This is a genomic window from Lacticaseibacillus zeae DSM 20178 = KCTC 3804, assembly GCF_000260435.1.
Lineage (GTDB): Bacteria > Bacillota > Bacilli > Lactobacillales > Lactobacillaceae > Lacticaseibacillus > Lacticaseibacillus zeae.
On the sequence record NZ_BACQ01000031.1, the window covers coordinates 18,444 to 32,279 of the forward strand.

The 13,836-nt window shown below is 47.1% G+C and carries 11 protein-coding genes; 3 read left to right on the forward strand and 8 right to left on the reverse strand.

What is annotated here, in order from left to right:
- The first annotated feature begins 154 nt into the window (after positions 1-154).
- Positions 155-763 carry a helix-turn-helix transcriptional regulator gene (locus GSO_RS05780; protein WP_010490005.1) on the forward strand — a complete coding sequence of 203 codons (609 nt, stop codon included), beginning with the start codon at positions 155-157 and terminating at the stop codon, positions 761-763.
- Between the two features lies 1 nt (position 764).
- Here the strand turns inward: GSO_RS05780 and GSO_RS05785 are convergent, their stop codons facing one another.
- From GSO_RS05785 to GSO_RS05825, 8 genes are all read right to left on the reverse strand, one after another.
- The gene (locus tag GSO_RS05785) at positions 765-1,469 is read right to left on the reverse strand and encodes a hypothetical protein (protein ID WP_010490007.1); all 705 of its coding nucleotides are present in this window, start codon (positions 1,467-1,469) and stop codon (positions 765-767) included.
- Between the two features lie 184 nt (positions 1,470-1,653).
- Positions 1,654-3,837 carry an anaerobic ribonucleoside-triphosphate reductase gene (gene nrdD, locus GSO_RS05790; protein WP_010490009.1) on the reverse strand — a complete coding sequence of 728 codons (2,184 nt, stop codon included), beginning with the start codon at positions 3,835-3,837 and terminating at the stop codon, positions 1,654-1,656.
- Positions 3,838-4,310: 473 nt separating this feature from the next.
- A complete protein-coding gene (locus GSO_RS05795; RefSeq protein WP_010490012.1) occupies positions 4,311-4,805 on the reverse strand; it encodes a hypothetical protein in 495 nt (164 codons plus the stop codon).
- Positions 4,806-5,410: 605 nt separating this feature from the next.
- A complete protein-coding gene (locus GSO_RS17750) occupies positions 5,411-5,554 on the reverse strand; it encodes a hypothetical protein (protein ID WP_010490013.1) in 144 nt (47 codons plus the stop codon).
- Between the two features lie 253 nt (positions 5,555-5,807).
- Complete coding sequence (locus GSO_RS05810) at positions 5,808-7,022, reverse strand: MFS transporter (RefSeq protein WP_010490015.1); 1,215 nt, start codon at positions 7,020-7,022, stop codon at positions 5,808-5,810.
- A gap of 265 nt (positions 7,023-7,287) precedes the next feature.
- Positions 7,288-7,632: an ArsR/SmtB family transcription factor gene (locus tag GSO_RS05815; RefSeq protein ID WP_010490017.1), complete on the reverse strand. Its 345-nt coding sequence runs from the start codon at positions 7,630-7,632 to the stop codon at positions 7,288-7,290.
- Between the two features lie 66 nt (positions 7,633-7,698).
- Positions 7,699-9,552 (reverse strand): heavy metal translocating P-type ATPase, encoded by a 1,854-nt coding sequence (locus GSO_RS05820; protein ID WP_010490019.1) that lies wholly within the window; start codon positions 9,550-9,552, stop codon positions 7,699-7,701.
- A 463-nt stretch (positions 9,553-10,015) separates the two neighbouring features.
- Positions 10,016-11,308, reverse strand: coding sequence for an adenylosuccinate synthase (locus GSO_RS05825; protein ID WP_010490022.1), 1,293 nt, complete (start codon positions 11,306-11,308; stop codon positions 10,016-10,018).
- Between the two features lie 406 nt (positions 11,309-11,714).
- Here GSO_RS05825 and GSO_RS05830 point away from each other — a divergent pair, with 406 nt between their 5' ends.
- The gene (locus tag GSO_RS05830) at positions 11,715-12,584 is read left to right on the forward strand and encodes a MurR/RpiR family transcriptional regulator (protein WP_010490024.1); all 870 of its coding nucleotides are present in this window, start codon (positions 11,715-11,717) and stop codon (positions 12,582-12,584) included.
- Between the two features lie 208 nt (positions 12,585-12,792).
- Positions 12,793-13,836, forward strand: a complete 1,044-nt coding sequence (locus GSO_RS05835) for a DUF871 domain-containing protein (RefSeq protein ID WP_010490025.1) — start codon at positions 12,793-12,795, stop codon at positions 13,834-13,836.

The window sequence follows — 13,836 nt, forward strand, 5'->3', positions numbered from 1 at the left end:
GGCACCCATAATCTTGTGAGCCTTTTTATATTGTTTAAACCAGCATTTCCCGGGCAATAATTACTTGTCTCGAATGACGAGCTCGTGCGGATGCTTATCTTCCTTGTGATTTCCGATGGCGTCTGCCACAATCAGACCAAGCGAGGTGAACAATTTGAATTTTTCAAAGCAGCTTCAACAAATCCGCACTGCCCATCATATGACTCAAGCCGAACTTGCCCATGATCTTAATGTCTCACGCCACACCGTTTCTAACTGGGAAAACGAGCGCAATTTACCTGACTTAGAAATGGTCACCCGCATTGCCCGGATATTTGACGTCTCCCTTGATCATCTTATTCTGGATAATCCACAGTTGAAGAAGAAATTGATCAAAGATAGTACGGTCAATCATTGGCAAACTGTGATGGCTGTCTTAACCACAGTTGTTGCCATTCTGATTGGCATGGCAACAACGACGCTTTTTGGATTCTACCCACACTGGCTGACGCAAGCCATCTGGTGGTTACTTACTGGCACCACTTTAGTTTGGGGACATTTTATCGCCCCAAAAACAGTCGACATCTTCGCCGACTGGTCAGTTTTATCCCGCCGGCTCACTGCACTTGGCTTCCGCTTACTTGGTCTCACACTTTTAATCACGGGATTGACCATTGTCTGGTATCGCGGTATTAGCCTTGACATCATTTTGGTTATTGTCGGGAGCCTGTTCATGCTGATCCTGACAAAGCCAATTTGGCCGCAACATCAGCCTGCCAAGTAAATCAGGATCCCCGATATACCTTCTCAGTCGTCCAATCGCCATCCATACTCTCAAGCGTGACCACAATCTGCTTGACCGGATGATAGATGCGCTTGGCCTGCCCCTTAGGAATCATCAAAGCAGCGGTGAACGTTTTAGATGGATTGACAAAGCCCAGTCGCGTGTAGTTCCGGTCTTTTAACCAAAAACGATAACCGATTAAAGCAGCGTGATCACCCGTGCGCGTTGTCCCTGTGTAGCGATAAATCATACCCTGCCATTTAAAATAAACGCTGTTGGCATTCCGCCCCAAATAAGTCACAGGGGCGGTGACTTGCCGGTGTGCATACATGGGCAATGTTTTAAAAGCCGGATACTCATTTAGTCCTTGGTACGCTTCAATGGCGCTATCAGGAACTGGCACAAGTCGGAAAAAAGAGGCTTTTTTGACTCGTATTTGGGGCGTGATCTGCTTGGCCCACTGATTGAATTGCACATTCGCGGCGCTGGTCGTCCGAACCCAGCTGTACCTGGCCAACCCAAGACAGATGAAAATAAACGGTACAATAACTGCCCATTTCCATTTCAGTCGATTCGGAACATAAACGCCAATGATCACAAGATGATTCACAATGAGTAAAATGACAACGATAGCGAAAAATAGCCAGCCATTGTTCCATTGCTCGGCTGACTGCCACTGACTGGTGGTAAATGCATTGGCAACCATGCTGCACCTCCCGACTCGTTTGTCTTCCTCAAAATAGCGCTTCAATATAACAATTAATTGCTTTGCATTTTACACGCAGTCAAATAAAATAAAAAGTCGCAGGCTTCATTTCAGCCAACATAAAACGACGATCGCAGGAAGCTTCTCGCGATCGCCGTTTTAATATGCTAGTACTTATTTCATCTTACTTTTCCCGCCGATTAGCCACCTGATTCAAGCTAAACGAGATATGTTTCTTTCGGTGGATAATTTCTTCCTGACGACCGTGAACCATCGGCCGCTTGTTTGGATTGCCGAGGTAGCCGCAGAGGCGCTTGACCACATCGCAGGTTGCCGGGTCGTGGTTGCCGCATTCCGGGCATTCGTAACCTTTCGCTGTTGCCGTGAATTCACCCTTGAAGCCGCACTTGAAGCATTGATCAATTGGCGTGTTCGTGCCGAGATAACCGATCTTATCATAGGCATAGTCCCAAACTGCCTCAAGCGCTTTTGGGTTCTGCTTCAGATTTGGGTACTCACAGTAGTGGATGAAGCCACCGGCACTGTACTGCGGATAATCCTTTTCAAAATCGAGTTTCTCAAACGGAGTCGGTGATTTACGGACATCATAATGGAAGCTGTTGGTGTAATATTCCTTGTCCGTAATGTCTTTGACGATCCCGAATTTCTTGGTATCGTCGCGGCAGAAGGTATCAGTCAGGGACTCACTCGGCGTACCGTAAACCGAAAAATGATACCCATACTGCTTTTCCCAGGCTTTGCAGTGATCATCCAACGCCTTGACGATCGAAACGGAAAACGCCTTGGCTTCGGGATTCTTTTCCCATGCTGAACCATAGAAAACCGTGCCGACTTCGTATAAGCCGATGTAACCAAGCGATACCGTGGCGCGGCCGTTTTTGAATAGGTCATCGACGCTGTCTGTGTCAGCCAAACGCTTGCCAAATGCGCCGTACTTGTAAAGAATCGGGGCACTTTCCGGCGTCGCTTGTTTGGTGCGCTCAATCTTATACAACAGACCTTCCTTGCAGATGCGCATCCGTTCTTCAAAAATCTTCCAGAACTTGTCCTTGTCGCCTTTGGACTCCATGGCAATCCTTGGCAGATTAACCGTGATCACCCCAAGGTTCATCCGGCCGGCGTTGACTTCCTTGCCGGTCTTAGGATCGGTCCAGCCTTGCAAAAAGCTGCGGCAACCCATGGGCGCTTTGAATGAGCCGGTCAGCCGCTTGATGGTATCGTATGACACGACATCCGGGTACATCCGCTTGGTGGCACATTCAATAGCCAGCTGCTTGATGTCATAGTTAGGATCTTCCGGGTTGAGATTCAATCCGCGCTTCAACGTGAAGACCAGCTTCGGAAAAATCGCAGTACGGCGCTCTTTACCCAGACCAAGAATCCGAATTTTCAGAATATCCTTTTGAATTTCCCGTTCGATCCAGCTGGTGCCCAATCCAAAGCCAACGGTGACAAAAGGCGTCTGTCCTTGCGTCGAATAAAGGGTGTTGACCTGATATTCCAACGTTTGCAAGGCATCATAAATATCCTTCTTGGTCTGCTTCACAGCCAACGCTTTCAATTGGGCCGGATCATCAATCACATCGCCGAATTCCTTTAGATGTTTCTGATAATTTTTCTCGGCAAACGGGGCCAGCACCTGATCCGTGCGATCACTGGAGCAGCCGCCATATTGGCTGGAAGCCACATTCGCGATAATCTGGGTCATCTGAGTCACAGCCACCTGAATCGAGTGGGCCGGCTCCACTTCAGCGTTACCGATGCAAAAGCCATGATTCAACATGTAGTCAAAATCAATTAAGCAGCAGTTGGTTTCTGCCATAAACGGGGTGTAATCGAGGTCATGCCAATGAATGTCGCCACGCAGATGGGCATTGGCCACAGCTGGCGGCAACATTTTCAGCCCGACTGCCTTAGCCACAGCACCGGCAGTGAGATCGCGCTGGGTCGAGAACACGCGGCTATCCTTATTGGCATTCTCGTTCACCACGCTCTTGTCGCGATTGACAAGCTTCGCCACATTGTAATTGACATCTTGCTTCTGCTTACGCGCTAAATCCCGCTTCAGCCGATATTGCGTATACGCCTCGGCCCAGTCATACTTCTCGGCTGCAATCAGCGTCTGTTCAACCACCGTTTGAACCTCGGCGATTTCAACGTCATCATGATAGCGATCGCGAATTTTAGCCGTCACCGTATCCGTCAAGTGATCAATCGTCAGCACATCACTGGGTGACAGCTCTGCCACACTCTCCGCCGCCTTTGTAATCGCAGTGCTAATCTTGCTCGCATCAAAATCAACGATGCGCCCGTCTCGTTTCTTGATTTGTGTATAAAATTCAATCATGGCTAATCCCCCAGTACACTGACTTGTTCCACTTGCATCAATATATATAGTATACAGGATTTTTCTTCAAAAGAAAGCACTAAACTACTAAATTTGGTAGGTAATGACACGATACTATACATGATATAGTGGTTTTGCATCATTTGATTGTTAACGATTGATTTTTAAAATAACGGCTCATCCGTCTCAGAACATAACAAACTCGCATAGCTGCGGCTTTATCGTGTCATCAAAAAAGGCGGCCGTTCCGCAAGACGATCATTCATCGTCCTGCAAACCGGTCGCATCTCGTTTTAAAGCCCGCGATGGTCCTGATTTGATGCTGCTTGGCAAAACCGTTCAACGCCGTCAACTGAAAGTTAGCCCACACCGGCTGGATTCAGGATCACAAGCTCAAAGGCTTCGGATCAATTTTCTTTCTCAGCTTGCGCATAAATAAAGTCAGAATTCAAACATTCTATACATTTTTTTAATTATCCCAACTGTCTTTTTTCATCAAGTCTTGTATGCAGTTGTAAAAGTGCAAATCTGGCAATCGGCTGTGCGATACACATTTCAACGAATAATGAAATAGCAAAGTTTCTGGGCCACTTATAGAAAAACATCTGTATCGGTTCTAAGGTGATAGCGCGTGTCCCAATCCATGTTCCGATTACAGTCAGAAAAACAGACATCATCAATACTGTACATAAAATATTCACGACAATATGAGAGCGGAAACTGTCGTCTTTCGCCGCAATCAGAGCTGTCATTTTTTCTGCCGGTATATAAGTAATAAGCACAATAGCAATCACACTCAGCCAGATAAACGGAAGTATCGTCAGTACGTCTCGCCACACATAAAGGTGAAATCCTGACTCAAAACAGGTAATAAGCGGCGCGATAATATTTACAGAGACAATAGAGACAATCCCCATAAATAGTGCAAATTCTTTTTTGTTACGTGGTAATTTCATGTAAAAATCCATCTTTATAGTTCCTCCTAAAATCAAAAAGTGCAATAGAAAAACGGCTCAGACAATACAAGATTCCCGATATTCGAGACGCTTTGGTAGAAAATCCGACAAACAAAAAAACAACGTAGAAGCATCAAAATTCTACGCTGTCCGCTGTTTGACTCCTTAATTCTACCAAAGGTTTTCTTCTATTGTCAATTAAAAGATCAATCAGAATGTTTCCCGACTATCAGTGTATTGTATTCCCCATATAATGAATAACTGAGCCGCCATCCCCTCGTTTTAACGAGAGGATTTTATGGTTTATATGATTTCCCTCTAGATACTCCTTGTGTTTCTTTACTTCTCCATATAATTTCCTTGATGGCATATTCATGGTCATAATCCTCTTTCAAAAGGAAATGCAAGATCTGTGTTGAATACACGCCGATTTAGTCTTTTTCATCTCATTCCTCCCACACCTTTAATAACTATATTTTAACGCAGGATTTTATTTCTCGTAAGTTTTAATTTTGTTTTTTTGCGTTTGTAGATCTATACGAGTCCGTCTTTGTGCGATATCTTGCAGCATCATAATATGTTCTTTTATATGCAAAAAGGTATTTCATGAGTTGTTTCTAATGTCCTTCTGCTCGGGGAACTTCTGGGTCCCACGTTGAAACTAACGCCTTCAAACTACCAATAAAATCTGCCAAAACCTGCTGGGTAATGCCCGTCTGTTTCCGATAAGTGCTGATCACAGCCCCCGCATTGATTACCATTTGGCCTCCTCTTTTCTGACTTCTATTCTCACTGTAAGGGCGCACATCATCGCTATATATCGAGGCTCTGTAAACTTAGGGCCGTTAAAGTCAACCATCAAGATACTTTTGGGTAACAAAATAGCCCCAGACAAACGACCTTCGTTTGAAGTCATTTGTCTGGGGCCAGTTACGCAACACCCAAGCCTAAACCATTTAAACAACCATCATGACACAGTTGCTACACTGAATACACTCATCAGTGTCACTTCTTTTAATCTCGTTTTCCCTTACTTGTCCTAAAAATCAAAATATAAGAAATTGCGATCATGACTACCGTGAAGAACGAAAATACCGTCAACATTAAAACCGTACCCCATTGTTGGATGACAATGCCAATAAGAGGATTGACGATCATGGTGACCAAGCTAACGGCAAATGAAAGCCCTGATATCAAAGTAGCCCGTGCTGAATCCTTAACCCATAAATTCAGCATCTCCATAACAATCGGATCCAAAATGTCGACTGTGACATACAATAAACAGGCACCAATTAAGAAAATGTAGGCATTAGATTGAACTTGAAGGATCATCCCCACGCTAAGTAAACCAATGATGATCAGCGATAGCGTCTGATAGCTTACTTTTGTGAGTCGGAAAGCCTGGGTTGCGACAAATCCGCCGACAAAGCTGAAAATCATAAAAATCGTCCCATTTGCAGAAGAAGTGAACCCGAGGTCTGAAACATAAGACGGCAGCAAAGAAAAAATGGCGTTGACCATCGCAACGACGAGTGTTGTGAAAACAACAAGAAAAAGAACGTTCGCCGACCTTCTCACCTCATCAAAGACCAGAAGGATGTCCTTGACCTTTTCATACTGTGAAGAAACCCGAACTGATTCAACGGTAGACTTTTCTTCTTTCATCGATACAATAACCCCACCGGCTCCCAGCAGCATAAATGCCTGAAAAAAATAGGGCGACATCTCATTTAACGAATATAAATACCCGCCAATAAACGTTGCTATACCGGTCACGATGGCACTAATCAGCTGAATTCTGCCACGAATTTTTGCATATGCTTTCTCCAACCCATCGCGCCGGATTGCTTCAAAAAACAAAGCATCATCTGCACCGCTAAGAAGCGCATTACCTACACCTTCCAAAATAAACGCAAACACAATAACGGTAAATCCCAGAGAATGATTCGTCAGATTCACGCTGGTCATGATTAATGGCGAGAGAATCAGCAAAAACAACCCAATCGCAATAACCGATTTCTTCTTGAAAAGGTCACTTAAAACACCGCTCGGGATTTCGAATGCAAATTGAGAGAATAAAAACAGCGATTGCAACGCAGCAAACTGCACCAAACTGAATTTCAAAAAATGAACCAGAAAGATGACGTTGACAATTCTCGTAAATCTCAGCTGTGTGAACAGGGTGTACAGGTAGTATTTTTGTATGCTCTGCGACGGTTGACGATTCATCCCACACTCCTGTTAAGCGCTTCTTAAATTCTACAAATATACAGACCTTATCCGGGTTTCTCACAAGAATTTTGGCCTGCACACTTGCAGTAGACGCTCACGTTAATTTAATGACATTATCATTAAATAAATAAAGTGTAAAGAACTTTTAATTTCTCTCAACGAGTTCCGAGTATAAAAAAGCCCAAGCAAGCTCGTCACAATCAAGTCTGCTTGGTCATTCCTTTTCAGCAATAATATACGACGATTTTCCCGCATGACAATCCTATTGCCCATGCTGCTTCTCTTCTATATGCGCCTTAGTTAACTCATAAATCTCCAAAACATGATCATCGACCAAGTGGTAATAAATCTGCTTGCCCGAGCGATCGCCCACAACGAGGCGCGTCTGTTTCAAAATTCGCAACTGGTGCGACACGGTGGATTGGCCAAGGTCTAACATGGCCGCAAGCTCGTTGACGGTGATGGGTCCTTTGGCAATGGCCAAAATAATCCGCATCCGGGTAGGGTCGCTCATGGTTTTAAAGACTTCGAGGATATCACGTAAGCCCTCATCGTCGGGAATATCACTGTCGCTGGCGGCAGTTGTATGAACATCATTGGTTGTCATCTTCATGGCTCCTTACGATACATAAGGCCATTTTAGCAGACTTTTGCATCGAAGGCGGTTTTTGCCTTAAGGTTTCTGCGGTAACAATAAGCGCAACCCGTTTAAAATCACAACCAAGGTACTGCCTTCATGGAAAACAACGCCCCAGGCAATGTTAGTGAGTTGCAACACGTTCAAAATGACCAACATCACCACGACGGCCATTGAGAATAGCAGATTTTCAATCACAATCCGGTTCATTTTAGCGGATAAGCGGTGGGCAAAAGCCAAGCGGGACAGATCATTCTTAACCAGCACCACATCGGCCACGTCAATGGCCACGTCTGTACCGGACCCCATGGCGATGCCCACTTCGGCATTAGCCAACGCCGGGGCATCATTCACGCCATCGCCGACCATCGCGACCGGTCGCATTTTTTCCTGCAACTGTTTGACGATGGAAACTTTTTGCTCCGGCATCACATCGGTCACAACTTGTTCGATGCCCAAATCAGCTGCCACTGCTTCGCCGGTTTGCTTGCCATCTCCGGTGATCATCACCGGCTGAATGTCATGGTGCTTCAAGTAAGCAATCGCGGCTTTAGCGCTGCTTTTAGCTTGGTCCATTAAGGCAATCAAGCCAACGACTTGCTGATCAATGGCCACCAATACCACGGTTTTTCCTTGCTGTCCTAGCACCTTGGCACGCTGCCGAAAAATCGGATCGACATGCGTGAACCGCTGCGGCTTGCCGATCGTGTAAGTGTGCCCTTGATACTCGGCAGTCAGCCCTTTGCCGACTTCATTGTGCACGGATTCAAGCACCAAACTACTTGCCGGAAAATGCGCTACAATCGCCGTCGCCAGCGGGTGGTTGCTTTGTTTCTCCATCGCGATGATAATCGCCGTCAACGCTGTCTGATCCACATGCGACGCAAATTCACTGTTAGTCACCACTGGCCGGCCTTCTGTCAATGTCCCGGTTTTATCAAACGCAATTGCTTTAAGCTGGGTTAAATTCGCCAGATAACTGCCACCTTTGAAAAGCACCCCATGACGAGCCAAGTTTGAAATACCTGATAGCGTTGCCGGGACGGCACTGGCTGCCAAAGCACATGGCGACACCGCCACCAAGAAAACGATGGTTCGATAAACACTAGTCATCCACGACCAATGCAGCAAGAACGGCCCTACTAAGAAAACAATCGGCAGCGCCACCAAGACTGCTTTGACGTAAATCGGTTCGAACCGCTGAATAACACTCGCCATTTTGGTCGGCGATTGTTGCGCCGCCTGAACCATCTGGATAATTTTGGCGAAGACCGTTTCGTCGCTTTTCTTCGTCACGCGCATGTCAAACGTTGATTGGCCGTTAATCGTCCCACCAAACACCTCATCGCCGACCTGTTTCTCGCGCGGAATACTTTCGCCGCTGATCGCCGATTCATCGAGACTCGCCGTTCCGGCAACAATCACGCCGTCTGTCGGCACCTGCGCCCCGTTAAGGATCTGCAGGCGATCGCCAATTTCAAGTTCAGCAACTGGCACAACTTCAAACTCGCCATCATGTCCATAGCGTCGGGCCTCAAGTGGTGCCATTGCCAAAAGTGCGGTAATCTCTTTGCGACTTTTATTCTCCACATATTCCTCAAGAAAATGGGCACCGGCAAAAATCAGAATCAACATTGCCGCTTCCTCAAAACTGCCAATCGCAATCGCCCCGATCGCAGCCAAAGCCATGAGAATATGGATGTTCGGCGAAAAGTGGTGCTGCACTTTTGACGCCTGAATCGTTTCAACCACGCCTTCCGCAATGACGTGATAACCGGCAACCACAGCCGCCAAAATAAGCAGTGTCGCCCGCGGCAGCGGCTGACTGATCCATAAACCGCCGATAAAAGCAATAACACCAAATAAATACAAGCCAATCGCTTTCGTCATATCGAATCATAACCACCTTTATATTTTATGTTCATATGAGCATTTGTTCATATGTTACTTTGAATATACCGGCTTCTGGCATTGATGTCAATCAGAATCTTCAGGTGATTTGAAGGACCACACGGAAGATTATAAAAAGGACGAATGAACTTTCATCGCACATGCAGATGACGTTCATTCGTCCTTTATTTTGTCATAGCTAATTTTATTAGCATTTCAAGATTTAGTGCCAAGGCGGAGCAATCGGAGGCCAGATGGGGCTCAGGGGTGACATTGTTGTTGGTGGGGCGCCTTTTGCCCCGCCTACAACAAGGCCGAGCTTAGAGACTCTGCCGCTTTTGCAGAGGCTCTAAGTCGTGCCCACCCCTCTAGCTTCGCGGTCGCCAGCCCCGACCTGGCCGGAGATTGCGGAGTTTGGCACGGCAAGCAACTCTGAGCCTACCAACATTCCGAAATACTTCGCTTACTCAACCTTATCCCAAACATTCGCAATCACATTTGTCTGATCACGATCCGGACCAACGGAGAAGGTCAACAGATCAACGCCAAGCAATTCGGTAATCCGCTCAACGTAATGCCGCGCATTTTCCGGCAGATCAGCCAGCGTTTTGGCGTGGGTGATGTCTTCCTTCCAGCCAGGCAACTCTTCATAAACCGGCTTGCATTCGCTAAGGAACTTCAGCGATGCCGGATAGTTCTCGATCCGTTCACCATCGCGTTCGTAAGCCACACAAATTTTGACCGTGTCCAAACCCGTCAGCACATCAATCGAATTCAGGCACAAATCAGTAATGCCCGCAACCCGGCGTGAGTGGCGCACCACAACAGCGTCAAACCAGCCAATCCGCCGCGGCCGCCCGGTAACCGTACCGAACTCATGACCGGCATTGCGAATAAAGTCGCCAGTGTCATCAAGTAATTCAGTTGGGAACGGCCCATCGCCGACCCGTGATGTGTACGCCTTGGCAACGCCGACCACCCGATCGATCTTGGAGGCACCGACACCGGCCCCCACCGTCACGCCGCCAGCAGGGTTCGATGACGTCACAAACGGATACGTCCCTTGGTCAATATCCAGCATGATGCCCTGTGCACCTTCAAAAAGAACATGTTCGCCTTTATCAATCGCATCGTTCAAGACAATTGACGTGTCGCAAACATATTGTTTTAGTTGCTGGCCGTAGTTGTAATATTCTTCAAAAATATCATCAAATGCCATTGGTGTGCTGTCATAAACTTTGACGAATTCTTCGTTTTTGGCCTTCAGGTTAGCCTTCAATCGTTCTTCAAAAATCTCTTTATCAAGCAGATCCGCCATCCGAATCCCGACACGGGCTGCTTTATCCATATAGGCCGGTCCGATGCCGCGATTGGTGGTGCCAATTTTGTCGGCACCCTTGGCAGCCTCTTGTAATTTATCAAGTTTGATATGGTAAGGCAAAATAACATGGGCGCGATCCGAAATCCGTAAGTTCTCCCCTGTCACCCCTTGCCCAGCAAGACGGGCCAGTTCGCCGACCAGACTCTTAGGGTTGACGACAACACCGTTACCGATCACAGATAGTTGATGCGGATAAAGAACCCCAGACGGAATCAAGCGCAGTTTGTAAACCTGGCCGTTAGCATGAATCGTGTGGCCAGCGTTGTCGCCACCTTGGTAACGGCTTACCACCTTGGCGCCTTGGCTCAGGAAATCGGTAATCTTCCCCTTACCTTCGTCGCCCCACTGTGTGCCGACAATAACTACAGTTCCCATTTATCGATCGCTCCTCACGGATTAGTGCGGGATTCGCCCGCCATTTCGTAGTCTAACAGGATCGGTGAGGGAAGACAAGTAAAATACGAACTTTATCCTTTTATTTCCTTTCTTATCTTTAAAAATACGAACAATTATATCAAATGGCAGCATTTATTCAGCTGAATCCGAAAATAAAATTTTGTCAGACTTGACACCCGGCAAAAATCTGGCATCCTGGATTTCTGATCAAAACATTGGCAATCTTGGTCATTCATGGCATGATGACTTGAGGATAGCAAAATCTGTACGAACCTGTACGTTTTTTCGTCGTGCACGGACCGAGTCTAGTACTGTCTATCAATCAGTATGGATCAATATTTTCCTTTTAGACTGTGTCGCGCCGTGCTTAGAAGGAGGAGCAATTATGAGTGTTGAAGGTAATTACCAAAGTACGCGCGGTGAACTTTCAGAAGCCGAAAAGAAAATCGTGGACTACGTGTTAACCCACGCGCAGGATGTCCTGACGATGAGTGTTTATGAACTTGCCAAAGCTGCCGGTGCCAGTCCTGCCACAGTCAGTCGGGCCGCCCAGCGACTGCAGTTTGCCGGCTATAATGAATTAAAAATGCAGCTGGCCGCTGATTTGAATGGTGAGGCTAATGAGCTGGATTATCAGGAAATTCAAAAGGATGAAAGCCTGACCACCATTAAAACCAAATTGCGCACCAATGCCGAGCGCTCTTTAAGCGAAACGGTTGATCAAGTTGACGAAGCCACGGTGCAAACGATCACCGATCTGATTCACCATAGTCGGCAGATGTTGCTATTCGGCGTTGGCGCCTCGTATCTTTCCGCGCAAAATATTGCGCAAAAATGGGGGCGCCTCGGTTACGCCTGCCATTTCAGCGATGATCTGAATCTTTTTCTACCGGTCGCCGCCACTGCCGATCCCAAGCGTACCCTCACCTGGTTTATTTCCAACTCCGGTGAATCACCGGAAGCAGTCTTGGGCGCTAAACTGGCTAAAAAGGCCGGTCTGCCGGTGATTGCCACGACCAAACTCGGCAACAACTCACTCGCGCATTATGCCGATATCGTGATTCAAACGTCCCAGCCGATGGAGGCACCTAATCGATTTGCGGCAACGCAGTCGTTACACGCACAGTTTATGTTAATTGATATTTTATATTACGCCTACGTCAGCCGCTATTACGACACTTCAAAAAAACAAACCGATGACTCAAAGGCGCTGGTAACAACATACAAAGAATTCATGCGTCACGGTTTCAAATAACAACAAACGAGTTTCACCCTGAACGCATCGGCCGTCGATGCGTTATTTTTTAGTCATCTTTGAAATTTTATTTCAAAAAAAATAGAAATGTGTTGAAATTCTCAGATAAATCGGTTATCTTTAATTCCGAAAGGGCTTTCACCTTTCGTTGTTGGTTGTCACTTCATCACCAGTATCAGGTGATGACACAACTTATGGAGGAATAAGGATGATCGGGTTCTCATGCTATCTCAGTGAACCGGCTGATGAACAACAAACAGCTTATCTTAAACAGATGCAGCAAGCAGGCTTCACCGGGGTATTCACATCTTTGCAGTTACCGGAAGATGATCCAAAAACTTTACGACAACGTTTAAACCACTTGATAACGAGCTGCCACCAATTAGGTTTGGCAGTTGTGGCCGACATTTCCCTGGCTAGTTTGAAGCGACTGGGGATTGCGCCGCGGGACTGCTCCGGCATTGAAGCCTTACAACTAGACGGCGTGCGCATTGACGACGGCATTGACATGACCACGGTCGCAGCGCTGTCGCACACGATGGGGGTTGCACTCAATGCCAGCACCCTTTCGGCCAAAACCATTGATCAGTTGGCCAATGCCAAAGCCAACCTCAGGCACATCGAGGCGTGGCACAATTTCTATCCGCGACCGGAAACCGGCTTGGATCCATGTTGGTTCCAACAAAAGAATCATTGGCTGCACACACTCGGTTTTAAAACCATGGCCTTTATTCCAGGCGACGCACAGCAACGGGGTCCCCTTTTTGCTGGCTTACCGACACTTGAGTCTCATCGCGGCTTACTACCGCTGGCCGCTTATCTGGACCTCAAGCGATTGGCAACCGACCATGTTTACATCGGCGACCCGCAACTCAGCCCGCGCAGCATCGCCGCTTTTCAGGCTTACACAAGCGACCAGGTGCTTTTGATTCAAACCGAAACTGCTGATGAGCGCTTATATCATTTAACCTGGCATAATCGCCCGGATGTCGCCCAGCAAGTCGTGCGGCTGGCAGAAGCCCGTCTCGAGCATATTTTCGCCGCCCCGGAGCCGCATCACACCGGTGAACGCCCCCGCGGCAGCATTACCCTTGATAACACCCGCTATGGCAGATACGCTGGCGAACTCCAAATAACCCGCTGTGACTTACCCGCCGATCCGAAAGTCAATGTGATCGGTCACGTCGCACCGGCAGCGTTGCCTTTGCTTGATCATATCGGTCCGCACCAAGCGCTCCGCTTCAAGCAGTAA